General features: G+C 70.7%; 22 protein-coding genes and 4 pseudogenes. 12 read left to right on the plus strand and 14 right to left on the minus strand.

Annotated elements, in window-relative coordinates; genetic code table 11:
- Positions 1 to 63 precede the first annotated feature (63 nt).
- Positions 64 to 1953, plus strand: coding sequence for a trypsin-like serine peptidase (locus tag ACOBQB_RS31220; protein WP_423596431.1), 1890 nt, complete (start codon positions 64 to 66; stop codon positions 1951 to 1953).
- Here the strand turns inward: ACOBQB_RS31220 and ACOBQB_RS31225 are convergent.
- The 3 genes and pseudogenes from ACOBQB_RS31225 to ACOBQB_RS31235 all read right to left on the minus strand — a co-directional run bounded on the left by ACOBQB_RS31225 (position 1911) and on the right by ACOBQB_RS31235 (position 5320).
- Positions 1911 to 3221: a DUF2637 domain-containing protein gene (locus ACOBQB_RS31225; RefSeq protein WP_423596433.1), complete on the minus strand. Its 1311-nt coding sequence runs from the start codon at positions 3219 to 3221 to the stop codon at positions 1911 to 1913. The genes ACOBQB_RS31220 and ACOBQB_RS31225 overlap by 43 nt on opposite strands.
- A gap of 147 nt (positions 3222 to 3368) precedes the next feature.
- On the minus strand, positions 3369 to 4313 hold the full coding sequence (locus ACOBQB_RS31230; protein WP_423596435.1) for a DUF3558 domain-containing protein: 945 nt from the start codon (positions 4311 to 4313) through the stop codon (positions 3369 to 3371).
- Positions 4314 to 4457: 144 nt separating this feature from the next.
- Positions 4458 to 5320 (minus strand): annotated as a pseudogene (locus ACOBQB_RS31235) (DUF3558 domain-containing protein).
- 171 nt (positions 5321 to 5491) lie between these two features.
- Here ACOBQB_RS31235 and ACOBQB_RS31240 point away from each other — a divergent pair.
- Positions 5492 to 6685, plus strand: a complete 1194-nt coding sequence (locus ACOBQB_RS31240) for an RtcB family protein (RefSeq protein ID WP_423596437.1) — start codon at positions 5492 to 5494, stop codon at positions 6683 to 6685.
- A 57-nt stretch (positions 6686 to 6742) separates the two neighbouring features.
- Here the strand turns inward: ACOBQB_RS31240 and ACOBQB_RS31245 are convergent, their stop codons facing one another.
- The 5 genes from ACOBQB_RS31245 to ACOBQB_RS31265 form a co-directional block, all read right to left on the minus strand.
- Positions 6743 to 6958 (minus strand): hypothetical protein, encoded by a 216-nt coding sequence (locus tag ACOBQB_RS31245; RefSeq protein WP_423596439.1) that lies wholly within the window; start codon positions 6956 to 6958, stop codon positions 6743 to 6745.
- Positions 6955 to 7728: an SDR family NAD(P)-dependent oxidoreductase gene (locus ACOBQB_RS31250; RefSeq protein WP_423596441.1), complete on the minus strand. Its 774-nt coding sequence runs from the start codon at positions 7726 to 7728 to the stop codon at positions 6955 to 6957. The genes ACOBQB_RS31245 and ACOBQB_RS31250 overlap by 4 nt, the downstream gene beginning before the upstream one ends.
- A 68-nt stretch (positions 7729 to 7796) precedes the next feature.
- Positions 7797 to 8132: a YnfA family protein gene (locus tag ACOBQB_RS31255; RefSeq protein ID WP_423596443.1), complete on the minus strand. Its 336-nt coding sequence runs from the start codon at positions 8130 to 8132 to the stop codon at positions 7797 to 7799.
- A 601-nt stretch (positions 8133 to 8733) separates the two neighbouring features.
- Complete coding sequence (locus ACOBQB_RS31260; protein WP_423596445.1) at positions 8734 to 8970, minus strand: hypothetical protein; 237 nt, start codon at positions 8968 to 8970, stop codon at positions 8734 to 8736.
- A 115-nt stretch (positions 8971 to 9085) separates the two neighbouring features.
- Complete coding sequence (locus ACOBQB_RS31265; protein ID WP_423596447.1) at positions 9086 to 9694, minus strand: hypothetical protein; 609 nt, start codon at positions 9692 to 9694, stop codon at positions 9086 to 9088.
- 164 nt (positions 9695 to 9858) lie between these two features.
- Between ACOBQB_RS31265 and hemL the strand changes: the two are divergent.
- From hemL to ACOBQB_RS31305, 8 genes and pseudogenes are all read left to right on the plus strand, one after another.
- Positions 9859 to 11183 (plus strand): annotated as a pseudogene (gene hemL, locus ACOBQB_RS31270) (glutamate-1-semialdehyde 2,1-aminomutase).
- Positions 11180 to 11872: a histidine phosphatase family protein gene (locus ACOBQB_RS31275; protein WP_423596449.1), complete on the plus strand. Its 693-nt coding sequence runs from the start codon at positions 11180 to 11182 to the stop codon at positions 11870 to 11872. The pseudogene hemL and the gene ACOBQB_RS31275 overlap by 4 nt, the downstream one beginning before the upstream one ends.
- Before the next feature lie 200 nt (positions 11873 to 12072).
- Positions 12073 to 13302 (plus strand): hypothetical protein, encoded by a 1230-nt coding sequence (locus tag ACOBQB_RS31280; RefSeq protein WP_423596450.1) that lies wholly within the window; start codon positions 12073 to 12075, stop codon positions 13300 to 13302.
- A 66-nt stretch (positions 13303 to 13368) separates the two neighbouring features.
- Entirely contained in the window at positions 13369 to 14016 is a 648-nt protein-coding gene (locus ACOBQB_RS31285) for a TlpA family protein disulfide reductase (protein WP_423596452.1), read from the plus strand.
- Positions 14016 to 14780, plus strand: a complete 765-nt coding sequence (locus ACOBQB_RS31290) for a cytochrome c biogenesis CcdA family protein (RefSeq protein WP_423596454.1) — start codon at positions 14016 to 14018, stop codon at positions 14778 to 14780. Before ACOBQB_RS31285 ends, ACOBQB_RS31290 begins: the two co-directional genes overlap by 1 nt.
- A gap of 3 nt (positions 14781 to 14783) precedes the next feature.
- On the plus strand, positions 14784 to 16502 hold the full coding sequence (gene resB, locus ACOBQB_RS31295; RefSeq protein ID WP_423596456.1) for a cytochrome c biogenesis protein ResB: 1719 nt from the start codon (positions 14784 to 14786) through the stop codon (positions 16500 to 16502).
- Entirely contained in the window at positions 16499 to 17590 is a 1092-nt protein-coding gene (ccsB, locus tag ACOBQB_RS31300) for a c-type cytochrome biogenesis protein CcsB (RefSeq protein WP_423596458.1), read from the plus strand. Before resB ends, ccsB begins: the two co-directional genes overlap by 4 nt.
- A 55-nt stretch (positions 17591 to 17645) precedes the next feature.
- Entirely contained in the window at positions 17646 to 18152 is a 507-nt protein-coding gene (locus tag ACOBQB_RS31305) for an SRPBCC domain-containing protein (RefSeq protein WP_423596460.1), read from the plus strand.
- Here ACOBQB_RS31305 and ACOBQB_RS31310 read toward each other — a convergent pair.
- Positions 18142 to 19116: a quinone oxidoreductase family protein gene (locus ACOBQB_RS31310; protein WP_423596462.1), complete on the minus strand. Its 975-nt coding sequence runs from the start codon at positions 19114 to 19116 to the stop codon at positions 18142 to 18144. The two genes, ACOBQB_RS31305 and ACOBQB_RS31310, sit on opposite strands and share 11 nt — an antisense overlap.
- Before the next feature lie 135 nt (positions 19117 to 19251).
- On the opposite strand from ACOBQB_RS31310, the gene ACOBQB_RS31315 reads away from it, so the two are divergent.
- Positions 19252 to 19569: an ArsR/SmtB family transcription factor gene (locus ACOBQB_RS31315; RefSeq protein WP_423596464.1), complete on the plus strand. Its 318-nt coding sequence runs from the start codon at positions 19252 to 19254 to the stop codon at positions 19567 to 19569.
- A 21-nt stretch (positions 19570 to 19590) separates the two neighbouring features.
- Here the strand turns inward: ACOBQB_RS31315 and ACOBQB_RS31320 are convergent, their stop codons facing one another.
- From ACOBQB_RS31320 to ACOBQB_RS31330, 3 genes are read right to left on the minus strand one after another with little or no spacing between them, the layout of a single operon-like run.
- The gene (locus ACOBQB_RS31320; RefSeq protein WP_423596466.1) at positions 19591 to 20049 is read right to left on the minus strand and encodes a nucleoside deaminase; all 459 of its coding nucleotides are present in this window, start codon (positions 20047 to 20049) and stop codon (positions 19591 to 19593) included.
- A complete protein-coding gene (locus ACOBQB_RS31325) occupies positions 20042 to 20263 on the minus strand; it encodes a hypothetical protein (RefSeq protein WP_423596468.1) in 222 nt (73 codons plus the stop codon). Before ACOBQB_RS31325 ends, ACOBQB_RS31320 begins: the two co-directional genes overlap by 8 nt.
- Positions 20256 to 21203 (minus strand): isopenicillin N synthase family dioxygenase, encoded by a 948-nt coding sequence (locus ACOBQB_RS31330; RefSeq protein ID WP_423596470.1) that lies wholly within the window; start codon positions 21201 to 21203, stop codon positions 20256 to 20258. The genes ACOBQB_RS31325 and ACOBQB_RS31330 overlap by 8 nt, the downstream gene beginning before the upstream one ends.
- A gap of 228 nt (positions 21204 to 21431) precedes the next feature.
- Between ACOBQB_RS31330 and ACOBQB_RS31335 the strand changes: the two are divergent.
- Positions 21432 to 21605, plus strand: a pseudogene (locus ACOBQB_RS31335) (EamA family transporter); the annotation flags it as partial.
- A gap of 78 nt (positions 21606 to 21683) precedes the next feature.
- On the opposite strand, the pseudogene ACOBQB_RS31340 reads toward ACOBQB_RS31335, so the two are convergent.
- Positions 21684 to 22253, minus strand: a pseudogene (locus ACOBQB_RS31340) (LysR family transcriptional regulator); the annotation flags it as partial.
- A 6-nt stretch (positions 22254 to 22259) separates the two neighbouring features.
- Positions 22260 to 22592: a PLD nuclease N-terminal domain-containing protein gene (locus tag ACOBQB_RS31345; protein WP_423596472.1), complete on the minus strand. Its 333-nt coding sequence runs from the start codon at positions 22590 to 22592 to the stop codon at positions 22260 to 22262.
- Positions 22593 to 22603: the final 11 nt, after the last annotated feature.

Genomic DNA, 22603 nt, shown 5'->3' on the forward strand with positions numbered 1-22603 from the left:
GGATCTTATCCAGGGGGAGCCTGGGCGCCCGCTCGACCTCGGGCACCCAGCGGAAGGGCAGTTGTGCGCATTTCACGTTGGGCCCGTGCCGTGGCCATGGGGGTGGGCGGTGGATTCCTCGCCGTTTCGGTCACCACGACCGCCGGCGCCGCGACACCCGCCGACACCGATGACAGCAGGACGGTTCCGAAGAAGAGCGACGCGGCGTGGGGGGTCGTGGCGGCGGAGCGGTTCTGGACCGCCGATCGCATGGAATCGGCGACGCCGTTGACGGCTCAGGGGAAGGGCCAGGGGAAGGCTCACGGGGAGGCTCAGGCCCCGGCGGGCATGGCCGCCGGGCGCGGGCCGGTGGCGTACGCGGCGGCGGCGAGGGCCCAGACGGATTACGAGGGCTCCAAGACCATCGGCGTGCTGTACTTCGTCGACAAGGGCATGGCCACGCACAACTGCACGGCCAGCGTGGTCCACAGCCCCAAGGGCAACCTCATCCTCACCGCCGGACACTGCGGCAACGGCGACAAGTACGCCTTCGTACCCCAGTACCGCACCGGCAAGACCCCGGCGCAGCAGCCCAACGGCATCTGGGCGGTCGACCGCGTCTTCAAGGACCCGCGGCGCACCGACTACGGCCCCGGCTCGGACCTCGACTTCGCCTTCGCGACCGTCAAGCCCGACAAGCTCGGCCGCCAGGTCGAGAAGGTCACCGGCGCCAACACGCTGACGCGCACGCCCGGTTACCAGGTGCCGGTCACCGTCATCGGCTACCCCTCGGCGAGGAACGCCCCCAAGGACCAGGCGATCAAGTGCCGGGTGAAGACGACCCGGCTCTCCGGCTACAAGCAACTGCGCATGGCGTGCGGCGGGTTCTACGGCGGCACCTCCGGCAGTCCGTGGCTGATGGACTTCGACGAGCGGACCAAGCGGGGCAGGGTCGTCGGCAACCTCGGTGGCGCGGGCGGCGGCGGAGCCACCGACTCCGTCTCCTACGCGCCCTTCTACGACGACGAGGTGTTCAAGCTCTACGACGACGCCGTGCGGAACGCCGGCGTGATCGAGCGGCCCCCGCTGCCCGCCACCCTCGGCACCGGCGAGACCTGGCAGCACGCCAAGCGGATGGCCACCGGCGACTACACCGGTGACGGCAAGGCCGATCTGCTCGTGGTGTGGGCCGACGGCGAGATCACCCTCCACCCCGGCAACGGCAAGGGCGGGTTCACCGCCGAGCGGCGCCTCCAGAAGCCCAACGCCACGTGGCAGCACGCCACCGCCGTCACGGGCGGCGACTTCACCGGCACGGACCTCTCCGACCTGATGGTGCGCTGGTCCGACGGCGAGGTCACCCTCTACGAGGACGTGTCCGCGTCGGGCTTCGGCAAGGAGACGAGGCTCGCCGCCGCGGGGTCCACCTGGAAGAAGGCCGCCCAGCTCACGGCGGGCCGCTTCGGCGGCGGCGGCAAGACCGATGACGTCGTCGTGCGCCGGACCGACGGCGAGGTCATCCTGTACAGCGACGTGGACGGCCGCGGCTTCAAGAAGAAGACGAGGCTCCATAAGCCCAACGCCACGTGGAAGCGCACCGCCCTGCTCACCGGCGGCGACTTCGCCGGCACCGGCCTGTGGGACCTCCTCGTCCGCTGGAGCGACGGCGAACGCACCGTCCACAAGGACGTGAGCACCGCAGGCTCCGGCACGAAGACCCGCATGGGAGCGCCCGGCGCCCTGTGGCAGCACGCCAAGGTGATGACGGCGGGCGCCTATACGGCGGGCGGCCTGCCCGACGACCTGATCGTGCGCTGGAGCGACGGTGAGGTCAGCCTCTACGCCGACACGACGGCGAAGCTCGGCCGCGAGGTCACGCTCGTTCCCCGAAGGTCTCCTGACGCGCCGAAGGCCTCCGGGCCGCCGACGGGTCACGCGATGTGTTCCGCGCCCGCGTCCAGATCCTGCTGGTAGCGGGAGCGGAAGTCGCGCAGGTACGGGCGGAGCGTGCTCTCCGTGAGCGGCCCGCCCGCCTGGCCCGTCACGCCGTACAGGTCCATCAGATACAGGCTGAACTGCCGGGCGTTCGGGTAGTCGCCGATCTCGCTGACGTACTTGCGGAACGCCGTGAAGTAGGCGTCCATGCGGGAGACGTCGTCGGGGAGACCGGGGAGTCCGGGGATGTCTGCCTCGGGCTCGGGCTCGGGCTGGGGCTTCGCCTCCGGCTCGGTCTCCTGGGCCTCATCGCCGCCGTACTGCCCGTTGTCGTACGGCGCCTGCTCCTCGTACCACTGGTCGTACGGCTCCTCGGGGGCGTACGAGGCGGGGTGTTTCGCGAACCACGGGCTCTCGTGCGGCAGGACCTCCGGCTGAGGGTCTGGCGCCGACGCCGACGCCGACGCCGATTCCGTTTCGGCCTCCGCCTCCGCCCCCGCTTCAGACTCCGGTTCCGGCTGGGAGTCGTACGGTGGCTCCGCGGGCGTCTCGCGGCGCGGGGCCGGCAGCTGCGGCTGCTGGGAGACCGTGGTCCGCGCGGCGGCCGGGGCCGGGGGGAGCAGGGCCGGTTCGATGCCGGCGGCGGCCAGGCCCGCGGGGGCGGTCTCCGCCAGCGGCACGCCGTAACGGGCGAGGCGCAGCGGCATCAGGGACTCGACGGGGGCCTTGCGGCGCCAGGCACGGCCGAAGCGGGAGCGCAGCCGGGCCTGGTAGACGAGGCGTTCCTGCTCCAGCTTGATCACCTGGTCGTAGGAGCGCAGCTCCCACAGCTTCATCCGGCGCCACAGCAGGAACGTCGGCACCGGCGAGAGCAGCCACCGGGTGAGCCGTACGCCCTCCATGTGCTTGTCGGCGGTGATGTCCGCGATCCGCCCGATCGCGTGCCGGGCCGCCTCGACCGCGACCACGAACAGCACCGGGATCACCGCGTGCATGCCGGTGCCGAGCGGGTCGGGCCAGGCCGCCGCGCCGTTGAAGGCGATCGTCGCGGCCGTCAGCAGCCATGCCGTCTGCCGCAGCAGCGGGAAGGGGATGCGGATCCAGGTCAACAGGAGGTCGAGGGCCAGCAGGACGCAGATACCCGCGTCGATGCCGATCGGGAAGACCGCCGAGAAGCCGCCGAAGCCCTTCTGCTCGGCGAGTTCGCGCACGGCCGCGTACGACCCCGCGAAGCCGATTCCGGCGATGACGACCGCACCGGCGACGACCACCCCGATGAGTATCCGGTGCGTGCGTGTCAGCTGCATCGCGGCCACCCGCGAACCCCTCCCTGTTCAGCCTGGATCGGCTTGTTGCGATCGCTAGCCTGGCACATGTGTACGGAGGGGGTGCGCGCCGGTACGCCTGGAGCCCGGCCCCAGCGGGACCGGGCTCCGTGAACAGCCGTCAGAAGGTCAGGACTTGGTCTTGGACTTCGACTTGCCGGTGTCCGACTCGCTGGTGTCCGACTCGCTGTTGTCGGTGTCCGACGTGGCGTCGCTCTTCTTCGCGGCGCCGTCCTTCTTCGCGTCGTCGTCAGCCTTCGGCTTGTCGTCCGTCTTGGGCTTGTCGTCCGTCTTCGGCTTGTCCCCGGAACCGGATGACGCCTTGCCGCCGCCCTCGTTGGCGGAGACGACCGCGGCCGCGGCCTCCTTCGCCGCCTTCTGCGCGTCCTTCGACAGCTCACCGGCGTCGGGGGACTTGTCGCCCGCGAGGCCCGCGCCGTTGTAGTCGACCGTGATGACCGCGTTCTCCACGCGCGTCACGAACGTCTGCTGCTTGAAGGTGTCCTTGTCCTTCTTCAGGTCGTACCGCACGAGCGTCGCCTGCTCGCCGACGCCCTGCACCGGCTCCGCCTTGACACCCTTCGCGTCCTTGGTCGCCTGGGCGTCCGCGACCTGCTTGGCGAAGTTGTCCTGCGCGCGCTTCGCGCCACTGCCGAGCGAGGCGTCCGAGTCGAAGCGCATCAGCGAGACGCGCAGCCAGCGGAACTGGGAACCGTCCACGCCGTTGTTGTCGAGGCTGTCCCAGGAGCAGCTGCCGCGCAGCGCCGTGTCCGTGGACGTACCGGCCTTGCCCTTGTCCTTGGCCTCCGGCACCAGGTCCTGGAGCGTCTTCTTCGACAGGACCTCGCAGGGCTCGGGGAGCTTGCCGTACGCGGCCTTCTCGACGGCCGGGGTCTCCTCCCCGGCCTTCTTCGGGGCCGACGCCTTGGCGCCGCCCGTGTCCTTCTTGGCCCCGTCGGAGCCGGAGTCGGAGTCGGATGAGCAGCCGGAGGCGACGAGGATCACCGGTACGGCGGCCGCGCTGATGAGGATGCGGCTCAGACGCTGGCGCTGTCGCTGTGCAGGTCGGTGCATGGTTCCTTCACTCAGTTCGTCTCGTGACGTCCAGTTCGTCTCGTGACGTCGTCGGGTCCGAGGGGCCACGGTACGCGTATGGGGCGGCGGGTGGCTCCGCCTCGGCGACGCGGGGCCCCTGCCCGCGCCCGCTCCGTCCGACGGCTACTCGTCGAACTCCCCGGCGAGCCCGTCGGCCAGTTCCACCGCCTTGTCCTGCATTTCCTTGCTGTCGGGGACGTCAGTGCGGCGGCCGGGCTGCTCGTCGTACTCGATGGTGACGATGACGTTCGACGTGCGGAACACCACAGTCACGGTGCGGTGTCGGGTCGCCGAGGCGGCGGTGGTGAGGGCGTCGTTCAAGAACGCCTCGTCGCCGAGGTCGTCGAGGGAGCGGGGCTCCAGGCGGCGGGCGGGGTGGCGGGCGCGGTCGTGGAGCCGGCGTCGTTGTCGCCGGGCTCGCCGCGGTCCTTCTTGCCGCCCTGGGCCTTGTCGCCCTTCTCGTCCGCGTCGTCGTCCGCGTTGTTCTTGTCCGTGTGCTCGTCCGCGTCCGGGGATTGGCTGTCGGAGGCGGCGGGCGCCGGGAGGCCGGCCTCCCGCAGTTTCGTCGCGTAGACCTCGGCGGCGCGGTCGTCGTCGCTGACAGTGCCGTCGTAGGAGACGACCCGTTCGAAGTCGACGAGGAGGTGGTGGGAGGCGCCGGACGACTCGACCTTCCAGCGGCAGCCCACACGCCGGTCGGTGTCGTACGTGACCGTGGGCGTCCCCTCGTACGCCTTCTCGCGCTGCTCGTCCTCCCCCATCTCCTTGAGGCCGGGGAGCATCGCGTCGAGGGTGCCGGGCTCGATCTCGCCGCAGGGTTCGGGGAGCGTGCGGTACTTGCCCGGCTCGGCGGGGGCGGCCGCGCTGCCGGCGTCCCCAGGCTTGGAGTCCTCGGACCCGGCGCCGTCGCCGGAGCCTCCGGTGCAGCCGGCGAGCAGTGCCGCGAGGAGCGCGGCGACACCGGGTGCGTAGACCTTCCGCTGCACCGTGATGGCTCCTCTCGTGGGGATATTCGGTTGCCGCTGGCAGGCGACCGGTGGACACAATGTCTATCGCACGCGCTGCCGTGGACGCCGGTCCGTCGCCCCTTTCGTCGACCTTGGCTCCGGTATTTGCGCTTCTAGACTTGTAGTGGGTTACGGGGGAATGAGGACGATATGTCGTATGTAGAGGTTCCCGGTGCGAAGGTGCCGATACGGATGTGGGCCGACCCCGCGTCGGTCGAGGACGTCGCGATGCGGCAGCTGGAGAACGTGGCGACGCTGCCGTGGATCAAGGGTCTGGCGGTCATGCCGGACGTCCACTTCGGCAAGGGCGCGACAGTCGGCTCCGTGATCGCCATGCAGGGCGCGGTCTGCCCGGCGGCGGTCGGCGTCGACATCGGCTGCGGCATGTCGGCGGTGAAGACCTCCCTGACGGCGAACGACCTGCCGGGCGATCTGTCCCACCTGCGGTCGCGGATCGAGGCGGTGATTCCGGTGGGGCGGGGCATGCATGACGACCCCGTCGAGCCCGGGCGCTTCCATGGGATGGCGACGGCGGGGTGGGACGACTTCTGGGGGCGGTTCGACGGGGTCGCGGAGGCGGTGAAGTTCCGTGAGGGGCGGGCCGTCAAGCAGATGGGGACGCTTGGCTCGGGCAACCACTTCGTCGAGTTCTGTCTCGACGAGGCGGGTTCGGTGTGGCTGATGCTGCACTCTGGCTCCCGGAACATCGGCAAGGAACTGGCCGACCACCACATCGGCGTGGCCCAGGGCCTTCCGCACAACCAGGGGCTCGTCGACCGCGACCTGGCGGTGTTCATCGCGGACACCCCGCAGATGGCGGCGTACAGGAACGATCTCTACTGGGCGCAGGAGTACGCGAAGTACAACCGCGCGCTCATGATGGCCCTCTTCAAGGACGTGATCCGCAAGGAGTTCAAGAAGGCGAAGCCGACGTTCGCGCAGGAGATCTCCTGCCACCACAACTACGTCAGCGAGGAGCGGTACGACGGGATGGACCTGCTGGTCACCCGGAAGGGCGCGATCCGCGCGGGCAGCGGTGACTTCGGGATCATCCCGGGCTCGATGGGCACGGGCTCGTACATCGTGAAGGGCCTCGGCAACGAGGCGTCCTTCAACTCCGCCTCGCACGGCGCCGGCCGGCGCATGAGCCGGAACGCGGCGAAGCGGCGCTTCTCGACGCAGGACCTGGCGGAGCAGACGCGGGGCGTCGAGTGCCGCAAGGACGCGGGTGTCGTGGACGAGATTCCGGCGGCGTACAAGCCGATCGAGCAGGTCATGGACCAGCAGCGGGACCTCGTCCAGGTGGTGGCGAAGCTGAAGCAGGTCATCTGTGTGAAGGGCTGAAGGGCTGAAGGGCTGAAGGGCTGAAAGGCTGAGGCGCAGACCTCGTTTTACTTCGTTCTACTTCGCGTGCTTGATGGCGAAGATCATGACGAAGGCGACCAGGTGGATGCCGAAGAGGAAGTACGCGAGGTACCACCACACCATCCGCTCGTTCTTCTTCTCCTCGGCGAGGCGGCGGGTCTCGTGCTCGTGGGTGAGGCGTTCGAGTGGGTCCGGGGAGTCGGCGGAGAAGGCGGGGGTGCCGGGGTCGTCGCCGGGGAGGGGCATGCTCATGACTCCCGGTGGACCTTGGTGTTGGAGGCCTGGGCGCGCGGGCGGACCACCAGGAGGTCGACGTTGACGTGGGGCGGGCGGGTCACCGCCCAGGTGATCGTGTCCGCCACGTCCTCGGCCGTCAGCGGCTCGGCCACGCCCGCGTAGACCTTCGCGGCCTTGTCGGAGTCGCCGCCGAAGCGGGTCAGCGCGAACTCGTCCGTCTTGACCATGCCGGGCGCGATCTCGATGACGCGGACCGGGGTGCCGACGATCTCCAGGCGCAGGGTCTCGGCGAGGACGTGCTCGGCGTGCTTGGCGGCGACGTAGCCGCCGCCTCCCTCGTACGTGCCGTGCCCGGCGGTCGAGGAGAGGACGACCACCGTGCCGTCGCCGCTCGCGGTGAGCGCGGGGAGCAGGGCCTGCGTGACGTTCAGCGTGCCGAGGACGTTCGTCTCGTACATCTGGCGCCAGTCGGCCGGGTCGCTGGTGGCGACGGGGTCCGCGCCGAGCGCGCCGCCCGCGTTGTTCACCAGGACCGCGATCTTCTTGAACGCCGTCGCGAAGGTGTCGACCGCCGCGCGGTCGGTGACGTCGAGCGCGTACGCCATGGCATCGTGCCCCGCCTCGGTGAGCTCGGCGGCGAGCGCCTCGATGCGGTCCTTGCGGCGCGCGGTGAGGACGACGCGGTAGCCGGCGGTGGCCAGGCCGCGCGCGGTGGCGGCACCGATGCCGCTGCCCGCGCCGGTGACGATGGCGATGCGCTTGGCGGCGGCGGCAGCAGCGGTCATGGGGCGCTCCTCGGGGGCTGGGTGGGTGAGGGTGGTCGGTCGTCTGCGGGTCAGGATATGTGGGCCGTTCAGCGGCCACGGGGCGCGTACATGATCACGGCCATTCCCGCGAGGCAGATCAGGGCGCCGATGACGTCCCAGCGGTCGGGGCGGTACCCGTCCGCGACCATGCCCCAGGCGATCGAGCCCGCGACGAAGATCCCGCCGTACGCGGCGAGGATGCGGCCGAACTCGGCGTCGGGCTGGAGCGTGGCCACGAATCCGTAGATGCCGAGGGCGATGACGCCCGCGCCGATCCAGGCCCAGCCGCGGTGCTCGCGTACGCCCTGCCAGACGAGCCAGGCGCCGCCGATCTCGAAGAGGGCGGCGAGGAGGAAGAGGGCGGCGGAGCGGGCGATGAGCATGGACGACAGGGTGGCATGGGGGTGCGTTTTGCCGCTGTTGGCTCTGGCGGCTCTGGCGGCTCTGGTCGCCTTGGTTCGTCTGTGGGGCGGGGACGTGGGGGTATGTCCGTGCTCGCTATCTTGGCGCCGGCCCGCGGTTGCTCATCGGCTGGGCATGACCACCACTGTGCTCCGCGCGCACATACCCCCACGTCCCCTCGGGCCGCCTGGCGCCCGCGGACCGTCGTCGCCGTCCCTCTGCTCCTACCGGGCCGTCTGGACGGCGGGTAGCGGGTACCTCTGCCCGCTCCTGCCTCGACGTTTCGGCGTTGGTTAACGGGCGCCTCCGCCCGCCCCTGCCCCGACCTCTCGACGCCGAGCGACGAGCGCCCCCACCCGCCCCTACTCCCGACATCTCGACGCCGAGTAAACGGGCGGTGGGTGGGAGATATCCGCCGCGGAGCGGCGGGGCAGGGGATACCGCCGGGGGCTACGCCCCGGGCAAGGCGTACCGCCCTCGCCTCGGCGATGGTCAGCCGCGCCCGCCGCGTCGCCTCGGCCCTGGAACTCGGGCAGTACCCCCCCATCCGGTCTCCCAGACCGTCTCGCCCTGCCAGGTCGTCTACCGGAACCCGATGCCCGCCGTCTCACCGTCCAGGGTGATCCGGAACATCCGCCCCTTGCCCTCGGCCCGGCCGAGCCGCAGATGGCGACGGTGCCGGTCCGCGAGCTTCTCGGGGGTCTCGGGTCCGCCCAAGTGCTCCGTCATCCCGGGCGTGTTGAGACGCGTGAGGAGTGCCGGGCCTCCCTCGTCCGGCCACGGGTGCCAGCGGATGTCCGGCTGCTCTGATCGCTCCATGCGGACACGGTGAGGGCGAGGTCTGACACCTGCGCGCCGAGGCGGGGCAGCGGTGCCGAGATCTCCACCACCGCGCCGATAGCCCGGCCCCCCGAGCGCGCCCAGTGACGGGCCGTCAGGGCCACACCAGGCAGTACGCCTGATGGCCCGCATCGTGCAGCCGATGGCTGAAGTCCTGCCACTCGTGCAGGAGTTGGTAGACGTTGAACGCGTCGCGCGGGCCGCCGCGGTCCGGCACCGTGGACCAGATGAAGGCCGCGGCGCCCACCGACTCCTCGCCGATGCCGCGCAGCGGGTCGACCACGGTCATGGGGAGCTTCACCACGGCGTAGTCGGGGTGCAGGACGACCAGTTCGAGCGGGGGGACCTGGTGCAGGGGTATGCCCTCGATGCCGGTCAGGACCATCGCGGCCATCGTCTCCGGCTTGATCTTCGTGAACATGCCGCCCATGCCGAGCTCGTCGCCGCCGAGCTCCTCGGGCCGCATGGAGATGGGTACCCGGGCCGCGGTCGCGCCGTTCGGAGCCCCGAAGTACTTGTAGGTCACCCCCACCCCGCCACTCCTGCTGCTCACCCGGTCCTGCCGGGATTCGACGGCCTCGGCCCGCGCCTGGTCGGGCGCCTGCGCGGGCTGTGCCCCCGCCTCGCGTCGGTGCTTGCCCCGCCGGGCACGCCGGGGGTCCAGGCCGTCGGTCCCCTCGCCCAGTCCGCCACCGCGATGCATATCTCCACCCGACTGCTTTTCCAGGGCGGCACGGCCCTGTCTTTTCTAGGCCTCGCGGCCCCCGCCACGCAACCCGATCATCGTGTCAGTGACCTCCCCCACGTTCACCCGCTAAAACGTGGAGCGAAACACCTGTCCGCAGGAAGTCCGGACCCTCTGAGACCATGGCTCGTGTGAGCTTCCCGTATAGCGCCCCAGTTTCGCAGACTCTTTTCGACCGTGCGGCGGCCGTGACGCCCGGCGGTGTGAACTCTCCCGTGCGCGCGTTCCGCGCTGTGGGTGGTACGCCCCGTTTCATGGTGTCCGGTACCGGTCCGTACCTGACTGACGCCGACGGCCGCGAGTACGTCGACCTCGTGTGTTCGTGGGGTCCGATGATCCTCGGGCATTCCCACCCCGAGGTGACCGCCGCCGTGCAGGAGGCCGTCGCCCGCGGCACCTCCTTCGGTACGCCCGGCGAGGGCGAGGTCGCCCTCGCCGAGGAGATCGTGGCCCGCATCGCGCCCGTCGAGCAGGTGCGGCTGGTCTCCAGCGGCACCGAGGCCACCATGTCCGCCATCCGGCTCGCCCGCGGCTTCACCGGCCGCGCGAAGGTCCTCAAGTTCGCCGGCTGCTACCACGGCCACGTCGACGCCCTGCTCGCCGCCGCCGGTTCGGGCGTGGCGACCCTCGGGCTTCCCGACACCCCGGGCGTCACCGGCGCGCAGGCGGGCGACACCATCGTCGTCCCCTACAACGACCTGGACGCCGTGCGTGCCGCCTTCGCCGCGCACGCGGGCCAGATCGCCTGCGTCATCACCGAGGCCTCGCCCGGCAACATGGGCGTCGTACCGCCCGGTGAGGGCTTCAACCAGGGGCTCGGGGACCTGTGCCGCGAGAACGGCGCGCTGTACATCTCCGACGAGGTCATGACCGGCTTCCGTACGTCGAAGGCCGGCTGGTTCGGCGTCGACGGCGTGCGGCCCGACCTGATGACCTTCGGCAAGGTCATGGGCGGCGGCTTCCCCGCCGCGGCCTTCGGCGGGCGCGCCGACGTCATGGCGCACCTCGCCCCGGCCGGCCCGTCTACCAGGCGGGCACGCTGTCGGGGAACCCGGTCGCCACGGCCGCGGGCCTCGCGCAGCTGCGGCTCCTGGACGACGCCGCGTACGAGAAGATCGACGCGGTCTCGGAGCGGTTGCGGGGGCTGGTGAGTGAGGCGCTGAGCAAGGAGGGCGTCGCGCACACCGTGCAGAACGCCTCCAACATGTTCTCCGTCTTCTTCACCGCGAACGAAGTGAAGAACTACGACGACGCCAAGGCGCAGGAGTCCTTTCGCTTCACCGCCTTCTTCCACTCGATGCTGTCGCAGGGTGTCTACCTTCCGCCCTCCGCCTTCGAGTCCTGGTTCGTGTCCACCGCCCACGACGAGCGGGCCGTCGAGCGGATCGCCGCCGCCCTGCCGGGCGCCGCGCGCGCGGCCGCGGAAGCCACGGAGGCCACCGCATGAGCGGCACCGCAGCGGGCGACGAGCTGACCGTCGTCCATCTGATGCGCCACGGCGAGGTGCACAACCCGGACGGCATCCTGTACGGGCGGCTGCCCGACTACCACCTCTCGGAGCTCGGCCGGCAGATGGCCGACCGCGTCGCCGAGCACCTCGCCCAGCGCGACGTCACCCACGTCGTCGCCTCGCCGCTGGAGCGCGCCCAGGAGACCGCCGCGCCGATCGCCAAGGTGCACGGCCTGGAGCTCGCGACGGACGCCCGGCTCATCGAGGCGGAGAACGTCTTCGAGGGCAAGACCTTCGGGGTCGGCGACGGCGCGCTGAAGAACCCCGAGAACTGGCGGCATCTGGTCAACCCCTTCAAGCCGTCCTGGGGTGAGCCGTACATCGAGCAGGTCGTGCGGATGATGGGCGCCCTGGACGCGGCGAAGGACGTGGCCCGCGGGCACGAGGCGGTCTGCGTCAGCCACCAGCTGCCGATCTGGATCGTGCGCAGCTTCGTGGAGAAGCGGCGGCTGTGGCACGACCCGCGCAAGCGGCAGTGCACCCTCGCGTCGCTGACGACGTTCACCTACCGCGGTGACCGCATCGTCTCGGTGGGTTATTCGGAGCCCGCCCGGGATCTCGTCCCCGCGCATCTCCTCGCGGGCGCCAAGCCGGTGAAGGGCAAGGGCAAGGCTTTCGGCGCCTGACGCCGATTACCGCCTGCGGGCTCCGTTTTATTTACGTCATGTGATCACGTCGCGACTGTACGTCCCTTTTGGGTAAAGCGCGGCAAATAACCGCGATGCGCAGGAACCCCACTGTTCGTCGCGCCCTCTAACAGGTCGTCCCTCTTGCAAGCCGGATACGGGCAGGAGGCGGACCCAAGGGCGCGACGAATGGGGAAGTAATGCGCGACATCAGCCGCAGGGGAATGCTCGGACTGGGAGCAGGTGCCGCGGCCGCTTTCGGACTCGCGGCATGCGGCTCCGGGGCCGACGGGGATTCCTCGGGGCCCGCGGGAAAGGCCAAGGAGGGGCAGGCCGGCGGCAAGGTGCCGGCCAAGCCGATCGGTGACGGGTCGACCGCCTACACCGGCACCCAGCCCCACCAGCCCGGCAAGCCCGTACCGCTGGAGCCGGGCGAGACGCCGCCGCAGTTCGTCATCTTCTCCTGGGACGGCGCGGGCGAGGTCGGCAACGGTCTGTTCCCGCGCTTTTTGAAGCTCGCCGAGGACCACGGCGCGCACATGACGTTCTTTCTCTCCGGGCTTTATCTCCTGCCGGAATCGAAGAAGCGCCTGTACCGTCCGCCGAACAACGCGGTCGGCGCCTCCGACATCGGTTATCTCACCGACGGTCACATCAAGGACACGCTGAAGTACGTGCGCCAGGCATGGCTGGAGGGTCATGAAATCGGCACGCACTTCAACGGGCACTTCTGCGCGGGCACAGGGTCGGTCGCCAACTGGACGCCCGCGCAATGGCAGGACGAGATCGACCAGGCCAAGTCCTTTGTGAAGAAGTGGCGTACGAACACCGGCTGGAGCGATCTGCCGCCGCTGCCCTTCGACTACGACAAGGAACTCGTCGGCGGCCGCACGCCCTGTCTGCTCGGGCAGGACAACCTGCTGCCGACCGCGAAGAAGCTCGGCTGGCGCTACGACGCGTCCTCGCCGGGCGGCCGCCAGCGCTGGCCCGAGAAGAAGCTGGGCATCTGGGACCTGCCGCTCCAGGCGGTGCCCTTCCCCGGGCACTCCTTCGAGGTCCTGTCGATGGACTACAACATCCTCGCCAACCAGTCGCAGAACTCCACGAAGGCGCCGCCCCACAACTACCCGGGCTGGCGCAAGCAGGCCACCGAGGCCTACATAGCCGGGTTCAAGCGGGCCTACGAGTCCAACCGCGCGCCGTTCTTCATAGGCAACCACTTCGAGGAGTGGAACGGCGGCATCTACATGGACGCCGTCGAGGAGGCCCTGAAGCACATCGCCGGCAAGAAGGGCGTACGCCTCGTCTCGTTCCGGCAGTTCGTCGACTGGCTCGACGTGCAGGACCCGAAGGTCCTGAAGCAGCTCCAGGGCCTTGAGGTCGGCCAGGCGCCCGCAGGTGGCTGGAAGGGGCTCGGAAAGGCCGCCTGAAATGGGACTTTCCGCAACCGCGGGGGGTGCGGAAGATCCCCGAAACAGACATGCGAAACTTTTCACATGAGTGCCGCCTGCCGCGCCCCCCACAGCACGAACCGCAGCCGTAGCCGCCGCCGAGGCGGTCGCGGCCGTGCCGCCCTGCTGGCCGCGGGGGCCGCGGTCGGAGCGCTGACGCTCGCGGCCTGCGGCTCCGGCGGCACCTCGGGCGGAGGCGGCAACACCAACTTCGTGGCCGGGAAGGACGGCATCGCCACCGCCGCGAAGGCGGACCGCAAGCCGCTCCCCGAGCTCGACGGCGAGACCCTCGACGGCAAGCAGCTGAACCTCACCAAGGCGTACAAGGGCAAGGTCCTCGTCATCAACGTCTGGGGCTCCTGGTGCGCGCCGTGCCGGGCCGAGGCGCCGAACTTCGTGAAGGTCGCCAAGGAGAAGAAGGCCAAGGGCGTCGAGTTCGTCGGCATCAACACCCGTGACCCCGAGCGCGGTCCAGCGATCGCGTTCGAGAAGGCGCACGAGGTGCCCTATCCGAGCGTGTACGACCCGACCGGCAAGCTGATGCTGCGCTTCCCCCAGGGCTCGCTCAACCCGAACGCCATCCCCTCCACGCTCGTCGTCGACCGGGACGGGAAGATCGCGGCCCGTACGCAGCAGCCCCTCAACGAAGCGAAGCTGCGGAAGATGATCGACCCTGTGCTGGCGGAGAAGTGATGCTCACGCTCGCGGCGATCAGCGGCCCGAACCAGACCGTCATGAGCGGGGCGCTGCTCCTCGCGATCCCGGTCGCCGTGCTCGGCGGGCTCGTCTCCTTCTTCTCCCCGTGCGTCCTGCCGCTCGTACCCGGGTATCTGTCCTACGTCACCGGGGTCAGCGGCCAGGATCTCGGTGACGCGCGGCGCGGCCGGATGGCGGCCGGTGCCGCGCTGTTCGTGGCCGGCTTCACCGTGGTCTTTGTCTCCGCCACCGTCTTCTTCGGGGCAGTGGGACATACGCTCAAGGAACACCAGAGCACCATCAACACGGTGCTCGGCGTGGTGATGATCGTGCTCGGGCTCTTCTTCATGGGGCTCATGCCGTGGCTCACCCAGCGCGAGTTCCGCTTCCACAAGCGCCCGGCCATCGGACTCGCCGGTGCCCCGGTCGTCGGCGCTCTCTTCGCCGTTGGCTGGACGCCGTGCGTCGGTCCGACCCTCGCCTCGGTCATCGCGCTCTCGGCCGACAGCGGCAACGCGCAGCGCGGCGCGCTCCTCGGAGTCGCGTACAGCCTGGGTCTCGGTATCCCGTTCATCCTCGCGGCCGTCGCCTTCCGCAAGGCGCTCGGCGCCTTCGGGTGGATCAAGCGGCACTATGCGTGGGTGATGCGCGTCGGCGGCATCATGATGATCGCGACCGGCCTGCTGCTCGTCACCGGTGTGTGGGACAGCATGGTGCAGCAGATGCAGGTCTGGACAAGCAGTTACTCCGTGGGGATCTGATCCATGAGCAAGACCGAAGCCCCCGAGCAGCGAGACGACCTCGGCGCCGCGGGCGAGCAGCTTTCGACGGCCCCCAAGGAGGACGCGCCGAACCTCCCCTCCCTCGGCGTCATCGGGTGGCTGCGCTGGTTCTGGCGGCAGCTCACCTCGATGCGGGTCGCGCTGATCCTGCTCCTGCTGCTCTCGCTCGGCGCGATCCCGGGCTCGCTGATCCCGCAGCGCAACGTCGACGAGCTGAAGGTCCAGGACTTCATGGACCGGCACACCACGCTCGGGCCGCTCTACGACAAGCTCCAGCTCTTCGACGTCTACAGCTCGGTGTGGTTCTCCGCGATCTACATCCTGCTGTTCGTCTCCCTCATCGGCTGCATCGTGCCCCGCACCTGGCAGTTCGTCGGCCAGCTCCGCGGCCGCCCGCCGGGCGCCCCCAAGAAGCTGACGCGGCTGCCCGCCTACACGACGTGGCGCACCGCCGCCGAGCCCGAGCAGGTCCACGAGGCCGCGCTCGCGCTGCTCAAGGAGCGCCGCTTCCGCGCGCACACCGCCGCCGGTTCGGTCGCCGCCGAGAAGGGCTACCTGCGCGAGGCCGGGAATCTGATCTTCCACATCGCGTTGATCGTGATGCTGATCGCCTTCGCCGCCGGACAGCTCCTGAAGTCCGAGGGCGGCAAGCTGGTCATGGAGGGCGACGGCTTCTCCAACACGCTCTCCCAGTACGACGACTTCAAGTCCGGCAGCCTCTTCGACACCAACGACCTGGCGCCGTTCCACTTCATCCTCGACGACTTCAAGGGCACGTACGAGAAGTCGGGCCCCAACCGCGGCACGCCCCGCACCTACCGGGCGAACGTCACCTACAGCGAGGGCGCCGACGGCCCCGAGAAGAAGAAGTCCATCGAGGTCAACAAGCCGCTGGAGATCGACGGCTCGAAGGTCTACCTCATCGGCCACGGCTACGCCCCCAAGGTCACCGTCCGCGACCCCAAGGGCAAGGTGATCTACGAGGCCGCCGTGCCGCTGCTGCCCATCGACCAGAACGGCACCGCGACCGGCGCCATCAAGGTCCTGGACGGCTACAAGAACAAGAGCGGCGTGAAGGAGCAGCTGGGCTTCAACGCCTTCTTCGTGCCGACCTTCGCGGGCGAGGGCAAGGGCCAGATGTTCTCGCAGTTCCCCGCCCCCGACTTCCCGGTGCTCGCGCTGTCCGCGTACCACGGCAGCCTGGGCGTCGACTCCGGTGTCCCGCAGAACGTGTACCAGCTGGACACCCGGAAGATGCAGAAGTTCAAGGACTCCCAGGGTGAGCTGTTCAAGAAGCGGCTGCTGCCCGGTGAGACCATGAAGCTGCCGAACGGCGCGGGTTCGATCACCTTCGAGAAGGACCTCAAGGAGTGGGCGACCTTCCAGATCTCGCAGGAGCCCGGCTCCGTGTGGGCGCTGGTGGGCGCGGTCGCCGCGATCGCGGGCCTCGCCGGCTCGCTGTTCATCCAGCGCCGCCGCGTGTGGGTGCGGGCGGTCAGGGGCGCCGACGGCGTCACGGTCGTGGAGATGGCGGGCCTGGGCCGCAGCGAGTCCGCGAAGCTCCCCGAGGAACTGGCCGCCCTCGCCGCCCACCTGTACGAGAAGGCGCCGAGCGCGCCCGACCCCGAACCGGGCGCCCGCGCCCGCGCCGCCTCCGACTCCGAGCCCGACGCCGTACCTGCCGAAGGGGCTGAGAAGTGAATCTCGCCACCACCCTGGCCGCCGAACCCAACGAGGACCTCGCGCACATCAGCAATGTGCTGATCTACTCCGCGATGGCCGTCTACCTCCTGGCCTTCTTCGCGCACATGGCGGAGTGGCTCTTCGGCAGCCGCAGCAAGGTCGCCCGCACCGCCGCCGCGCTCACCCCGAGCAAGACCGCGGCCGTGACGCCCGCGGTGACCGTTCAGGCCAAGGGCGGCACCGCCACCCTGGAGCGCCCGAAGGTCGTCACGCGCTCCGTCACCGGCGCGCGTGACGTGCCGGACGGTCCCGGCGCCGCGGCGGGCGACGAGAAGGGCGACCTGTACGGGCGCATCGCGGTCTCCCTGACCGTGCTGGCGTTCCTGCTGGAGTTCGGCGGTGTCCTCACCCGCGCCCTGTCGGTGCAGCGGGCGCCGTGGGGCAACATGTACGAGTTCTCCATCACCTTCTCCACCGTCGCCGTCGGCGTGTACCTGGTGCTGATGGCGCTGAAGAAGAACATCGCCTGGCTCGGCCTGCCCCTGGTCACGACGGTCCTGCTCGACCTCGGGCTCGCCGTCACCGTGCTGTACACCTCCAGCGACCAGCTGGTCCCGGCCCTGCACTCGTACTGGCTGTGGATCCACGTCTCCACGGCGATCTTCTGCGGCGCGGTCTTCTACGTCGGCTTCGTCGCGACGATGCTCTACCTCTTCCGCGACAGCTACGAGACGAAGCTCCAGAACGGCGGACAGCCCGGCAAGTTCGCCACGTCCGTGATGGAGCGGCTGCCCGCCGCGGCCTCCCTCGACAAGTTCTCGTACCGCCTGAACGCCGCGATCTTCCCGCTGTGGACGTTCACGATCATCGCGGGCGCCATCTGGGCGGGCGACGCCTGGGGCCGCTACTGGGGCTGGGACCCCAAGGAGGTCTGGTCCTTCATCACCTGGGTCGCCTACGCCTGCTACCTGCACGCCCGCGCGACGGCCGGCTGGAAGGGCCGCAAGGCCGCCTACCTCGCGCTGATCGCCTTCGGCTGCTGGCTGTTCAACTACTACGGCGTCAACATCTTCGTCACCGGCAAGCACTCGTACGCCGGGGTCTGACCCCGCCGTACGCGCCAAGGGTGCGGAAAGGCCCGTCGCGGGCCAGGCTGGTGTCATGACCGAGACGATCGGGCAGGGCACCAGCCGCACCGAAGGCACCACCCAGCACCTGCACTACGAGCTGAACCTTCCCCACCCTGTGGAAAACGTCTGGGCGGCGGTGGCCACCCCCGAGGGGCTCCCGGGGTGGCTGGCCGCCGCCGACGTGTTCGAGCCCCGGCTCGGCGGCGCCGTCGCGCTGCGCTGGCTCAACGGCGAGGCCGACGCCGTGCACTCCGGGCACATCACCGCCTGGGACCCGGACGTCGTCGCCGAGTACACCATCGACCTGCACGGCCGCTGCCGCTTCCACCTCGAACCGGGGGCCGGACACTCCGGTACCACGCTGCGCTTCACCAACGAGTTCGACGGCGACGAGGCGCTGCGGCTCGACTGCCTCGCGGGGTGGCACCAGCACTTCGAGTTCCTGGTGGACGCGCTCGCCGGCCGCCCCAAGGACTGGTCGACGTGGCACCTCGACCGCTGGCGGCAACTGCGTGAGACCTACGCCGCTACGGACTGACCCGCAGCAGCAGCTTCCCCGTCGTGGTCCGCCCGCCCATCAGGCGGTGCGCCTCGGCCGCCTCGGCCAGCGGGAACTCGGCGGTCACCGGCAGCGTCACCGTGCCGTCGGCGACCAGGCGGAACGCGCGCCCGGCCAGCTCGCGCAGCGCCTCGGGGCCGCTCTGGGCCAGGGTGAGGATCGAGAACGCCGAGACCGTGTGCGCCCCGGGGAACAGCTCGGGCTGGCCCACCCGCCACGGCTCGGCCCCGCTCGCGTTGCCGAAGGAGACCAGCCGCCCGAAGGTCGCGAGGGTGGCCAGCGACTGCCGGAAGGTGTCGCCGCCGACCGGGTCGAGCGCGAGGTCGACGCCGCGGCCCCCGGTCGCCCGGCGTGCGTCGGCCGCGAAGGCGTCGCCGACGAACACCTCGTCGTAGCCGTGCTTCAGGGCGTACTCGGCCTTGGCCGGGCCGGAGACCACGCCGTACACCGTGGCGCCCACCGCCTTCGCCACCTGGCCGACGACCGTGCCCACGCCGCCTGCGGCTCCCTGCACGAGCACGCTCTCCCCGGCCGTGAGGCGCCCCACCTCGTGGACCAGGGCGTGCGCGGTCGGCAGCACGGTCGGCAGGGTCGCCGCGGTGCGCGGGTCCACGCCCTCGGGGATCGCGAAGACGGTGGCGGCGTCGGCGAGGGCGACCTCGGCGTAGGCGCCGCCCGCGGTGAGCGCGGCCACCTCCTGGCCGGGCCGGAGCCCGGTGACGTCCGCGCCGACCGCGCGGACACGGCCGGAGACCTCGATGCCGGGGACGTGGGGCAGGGCGGGCACGCGGTAGCCGTCGGAGCGGGCCTTGAGGTCGGCGAAGTTCACGCCGGTGTAGGCGACGTCGACGGTCACCTGGCCGGGGCCCGGTTCGGGGACGGCGGCGTCCACCACCTCCAGGACCTCGGGCCCGCCGTACTCCTTGAACTGGACTGCGCGCATGGTTGTGCCACCTCTCCGCCGGGTGCTCGATGAGAATCGGGTGTTCAATCAAAAGCGAACACCTGGGAGTGTATGGTTTTCATCGAACACTCGGCAAGGCGGTAAGACGGCAGGGCGGGAAGGGCACGGGCAGGCATGGCGAGTCACCGCGCGGCACCGGCGCACACGCACCCCGACGACGTCCCCGTGCAGACCGCGCTGGCGGCGCTCGCCGACCCCGTACGGCTTTACCTGGTACGGGAGTTGGCCGCGTCCGGTGACTGGACCCGGGCCTGCGGCAGCTTCGACGTCTCCGTCGGCAAGGCCGCCCTGAGCCACCACTTCGCGACGCTGCGGGCGGCGGGCCTCGTCGAGCAGCGCGACGAGGGCGCCCGGCGCGTCAACCGCCTGCGCCGCGCGGAGTTCGAGGCCCGCTTCCCGGGGCTGCTCGCCCTGGTGCTGCGCGGGGACTGACCCCGGCGGACCGGGGGAACCTCACGCCCCGAGGCCCCCGATGTCCTCCGCCCACAACTCCGGGCGCTCCGCGATGAACCCTCGCATCATCGCCACGCACCCCGCGTCATCCAGCACCACGACCTCCACGCCGTGTTCCGCGAGCCAGTCGTGGCCGCCGTGGAAGGTCCGCGCCTCGCCCACGACGACCCGCGAGATGCCGAACTGCCGCACCAGGCCGCTGCAGTACCAGCAGGGCGAGAGCGTCGTGACCATCGTCGTCCCGCGGTAACCGCGCTGCCGCCCCGCCGCGCGGAACGCCGCCGTCTCCGCGTGCGCCGACGGATCGCCGTCCTGCACCCGGCGGTTGCGCCCGCGCCCCAGCAGCGTGCCGTCGGCGGCGTAGAGGACGGCGCCGATGGGGACGCCGCCCTCGGCGAGGCCCAGTCGGGCCTCCTCGACGGCGGCCGCGAGCCACGTACGGTCGCGGGCGTCACTCATTCCCGGCCTCCACGGTGATCGTGTCGAGTCGGCGGCGCCGATACGTATGAGCGTCCAGCCCCCTGACGTCCGTGCCCGGGTCGCCGTCCTGCCCGCGCCTGTTGTGCCCGCGTCCCAGATGCGCGGCGCCGATGGGGACGCCGCCCTCGGCGAGGCCCAGTCGGGCCTCCTCGACGGCGGCCGCGAGCCACGTACGGTCGCGGGCGTCACTCATTCCCGGCCTCCACCGTGATCGCGTCGAGTTGGCCGCGCAGATACGTGTGCGAGTCCAGGCCCCTGACGTCCGTGCCCGGATCGCACTCGTAGAAGTACACGAGCGACATCAGCTCCTCGGCGGGCGCGTCGGCGGGCGGCGGCAGCACGCGGTGACGGCCCGACTGCCAGCGACCGCCGGTCCAACGCTCCATCAGGTCCCCGATGTTGACCGTGAACGCCGCCGGATCGAACGGCGCGTCCTCCCAGCCGCCCTCCTCCGTGAACACCTGGAGCCCGCCCCGGCCCGCCTGCCGGTCCAGGACGGTGACCGTGCCGAAGTCGGTGTGCGGGCCGATGCGGAACTGGCCCGGCGCCGGCTCGCCGACGCGCTCCCTGCCCGGATACCAGTTGATGTTGAACCCCCAGGTGGGGTGGCCGGTGTGCCGGGTGAAGAAGTCCTCCTCCTCGCCGAGCGCGGCGCCGAGCAGTTCGAGGAGGCGGTCGGAGAGCGACCGCATCCGCCGCAGGTACGTCTCCACGAGATCCCGCAGCCCGGGCGTCTCCCGCGGCCACGTGTTCGGCGTGAACCACTCGGCGTCCACCGCCTCGTCCCCCGTCGGATCGTCCGCCGCGAAGGACAGGGACTCCTTCAGGTCCGGGGGCGCGGCGGTCCCCTCCGCGTAGCTGTTGGCCTCGGCGCCGGGCCCCAGCCAGCCGCGTCCGCCGACCTTCACCGCGTACGCGCGCTTCGCCTCCGCGGGCAGGTGGAAGAAGCCGCGGGCCGACTCCCTGATCGCCGCGCGCAGGGCCGGATCGACGCCGTGCCCGGTCACCAGCAGGAACCCCGCGGTGCGCAGGGCCGCGTCCACGGTGCGTGCCGCGTGCGCGCGGGCCTCGGGGTCGCCGGACAGCCATGGCCGCAGATCGACCGTCGGGATGCGGGACGCGCTGTCGCTCATGCCTGCCATCGTGCCCACCCGAGGCTGTGGTCAGGCCTCGTCGACGGTGCCGATGGAGCCATCGGGCGGACACCGCGGCAGCGCGTGGACCAGCGCGTACGCCCGCTCGTACGTTCCTGGCATGACCTCAGGGAATGCCACGCAGAGCTCGCCGCCGCGTTCACGGGCCTCGTGCTGGTCTCCGGGGTGCGCCCCGGCGGCACCGGCTCGCCCGCCGGCATCGGCCTCGTGCTCCTCGCGGCCGTCCTCTACGCCCTGTCCACGCTCGTCACCAAGCGCGTCACGGGCGTACGCCCCCACCTGGTCACACTGGTCCAGGCCCTCGTCGCCAACCCGCTGTTGCTGCCCTTCGCCGACTTCGGCGCGATGAGCGGCATCGGCGGCCGCTGGGCCTGGCTCGTCGGCCCCGGCGTCATCCACACCGGGCTGATGTACGTCCTGATGTACGCGGCGTACGCGAAGCTGCATCGGGCTCGTCCAGGCCAGTCTCAAGGTGGCCCTGGGGCGGTCCGCGTCGCCTGCCGCCAGCGGATGGCCGGGGGCGCAGACCAGGACGAGCGGCTCCCGGGCGAGGATCGTGCTCTCCAGGCCCTGGTGCTCGGTGTCCGGCTCCATGAGGAACCCCACGGCGTACGTCCCCTGCCGCAGCGCCTGCCGCGTCTCGTCGCCCAGCGTCGGACGCAGCGAGAGCCGCACCTTCGGGTAGCGGTGGTGGAGGAGTTCGAGCAGCGGCGGCAGCCGGGAGGAGGTCAGCGACTCCATCGTGCCGACCGCGATGGTCCCGGCCGGTTCCTCGGCGCCGACGACCGCGGCGCGCGCCTCGTCGGTGAGTCCGATGATCCGCCGGGCGTAGGGCAGCAGCCGCTCCCCGGCCTCGGTCGGCCGGATGCGGCTGCCGAGCCGGTCGAAGAGTTCCGTGCCGAGGGAGGACTCCAGGGCCCGGATCTGGCTGGTGACGCTGGACTGCGCGTACGCCAGGTCGGTGGCGGCGCGGGTGAAACTGCGGACGGTGGCGACCTTCTCGAAGGTCACGAGGAGCCGCAGTTCCACGGCCCGTCAGTCCTCGGTCCCCTTGTCCCGCTTCTTCCCGTCGTCGTCGGGGTCCTCGTCCTTGAGGGACTTCAGGAACTCCGGGTTGTCGTCGGGCGCCACCCACTGAGCGCGGCCGCGAGAGCGCCCCGCGCCGCCGGACGCCCCGGAGGCGTGCCGCACCTTGCCGGTGGCGAACCAGGCGATCGGGCCGAGCAGCACCTCGCCGAAGAGGAGCACGATGATGACCCACACCACCTTGGGCAGATGCTTGACGTCCTTCTCCGGAGTGTTCAGGACATCGATGAAGGCGTAGATCCACACCGCCAGGACCAGCAGGAACGGCAGATACCTGAGCATGGTGGCGCGAT

Source organism: Streptomyces sp. G5(2025), from assembly GCF_049542075.1.
In the GTDB taxonomy this organism is placed as follows: domain Bacteria; phylum Actinomycetota; class Actinomycetes; order Streptomycetales; family Streptomycetaceae; genus Streptomyces.

What these genes read in the sequence shown, in the direction of transcription:
- ACOBQB_RS31225 (WP_423596433.1), bottom strand. Translation starts at nt 3,221, where the DNA reads ATGCAGCTGACACGCACGCACCGGATACTCATCGGGGTGGTCGTCGCC.
- ACOBQB_RS31230 (WP_423596435.1), bottom strand. Translation starts at nt 4,313, where the DNA reads ATGCACCGACCTGCACAGCGACAGCGCCAGCGTCTGAGCCGCATCCTC.
- ACOBQB_RS31240 (WP_423596437.1), top strand. Translation starts at nt 5,492, where the DNA reads ATGTCGTATGTAGAGGTTCCCGGTGCGAAGGTGCCGATACGGATGTGG.
- ACOBQB_RS31245 (WP_423596439.1), bottom strand. Translation starts at nt 6,958, where the DNA reads ATGAGCATGCCCCTCCCCGGCGACGACCCCGGCACCCCCGCCTTCTCC.
- ACOBQB_RS31250 (WP_423596441.1), bottom strand. Translation starts at nt 7,728, where the DNA reads ATGACCGCTGCTGCCGCCGCCGCCAAGCGCATCGCCATCGTCACCGGC.
- ACOBQB_RS31255 (WP_423596443.1), bottom strand. Translation starts at nt 8,132, where the DNA reads ATGCTCATCGCCCGCTCCGCCGCCCTCTTCCTCCTCGCCGCCCTCTTC.
- ACOBQB_RS31260 (WP_423596445.1), bottom strand. Translation starts at nt 8,970, where the DNA reads ATGGAGCGATCAGAGCAGCCGGACATCCGCTGGCACCCGTGGCCGGAC.
- ACOBQB_RS31265 (WP_423596447.1), bottom strand. Translation starts at nt 9,694, where the DNA reads ATGCATCGCGGTGGCGGACTGGGCGAGGGGACCGACGGCCTGGACCCC.
- ACOBQB_RS31275 (WP_423596449.1), top strand. Translation starts at nt 11,180, where the DNA reads ATGAGCGGCACCGCAGCGGGCGACGAGCTGACCGTCGTCCATCTGATG.
- ACOBQB_RS31280 (WP_423596450.1), top strand. Translation starts at nt 12,073, where the DNA reads ATGCGCGACATCAGCCGCAGGGGAATGCTCGGACTGGGAGCAGGTGCC.
- ACOBQB_RS31285 (WP_423596452.1), top strand. Translation starts at nt 13,369, where the DNA reads ATGAGTGCCGCCTGCCGCGCCCCCCACAGCACGAACCGCAGCCGTAGC.
- ACOBQB_RS31290 (WP_423596454.1), top strand. Translation starts at nt 14,016, where the DNA reads ATGCTCACGCTCGCGGCGATCAGCGGCCCGAACCAGACCGTCATGAGC.
- resB (WP_423596456.1), top strand. Translation starts at nt 14,784, where the DNA reads ATGAGCAAGACCGAAGCCCCCGAGCAGCGAGACGACCTCGGCGCCGCG.
- ACOBQB_RS31305 (WP_423596460.1), top strand. Translation starts at nt 17,646, where the DNA reads ATGACCGAGACGATCGGGCAGGGCACCAGCCGCACCGAAGGCACCACC.
- ACOBQB_RS31310 (WP_423596462.1), bottom strand. Translation starts at nt 19,116, where the DNA reads ATGCGCGCAGTCCAGTTCAAGGAGTACGGCGGGCCCGAGGTCCTGGAG.
- ACOBQB_RS31315 (WP_423596464.1), top strand. Translation starts at nt 19,252, where the DNA reads ATGGCGAGTCACCGCGCGGCACCGGCGCACACGCACCCCGACGACGTC.
- ACOBQB_RS31320 (WP_423596466.1), bottom strand. Translation starts at nt 20,049, where the DNA reads ATGAGTGACGCCCGCGACCGTACGTGGCTCGCGGCCGCCGTCGAGGAG.
- ACOBQB_RS31325 (WP_423596468.1), bottom strand. Translation starts at nt 20,263, where the DNA reads ATGAGTGACGCCCGCGACCGTACGTGGCTCGCGGCCGCCGTCGAGGAG.
- ACOBQB_RS31330 (WP_423596470.1), bottom strand. Translation starts at nt 21,203, where the DNA reads ATGAGCGACAGCGCGTCCCGCATCCCGACGGTCGATCTGCGGCCATGG.
- ACOBQB_RS31345 (WP_423596472.1), bottom strand. Translation starts at nt 22,592, where the DNA reads ATGCTCAGGTATCTGCCGTTCCTGCTGGTCCTGGCGGTGTGGATCTAC.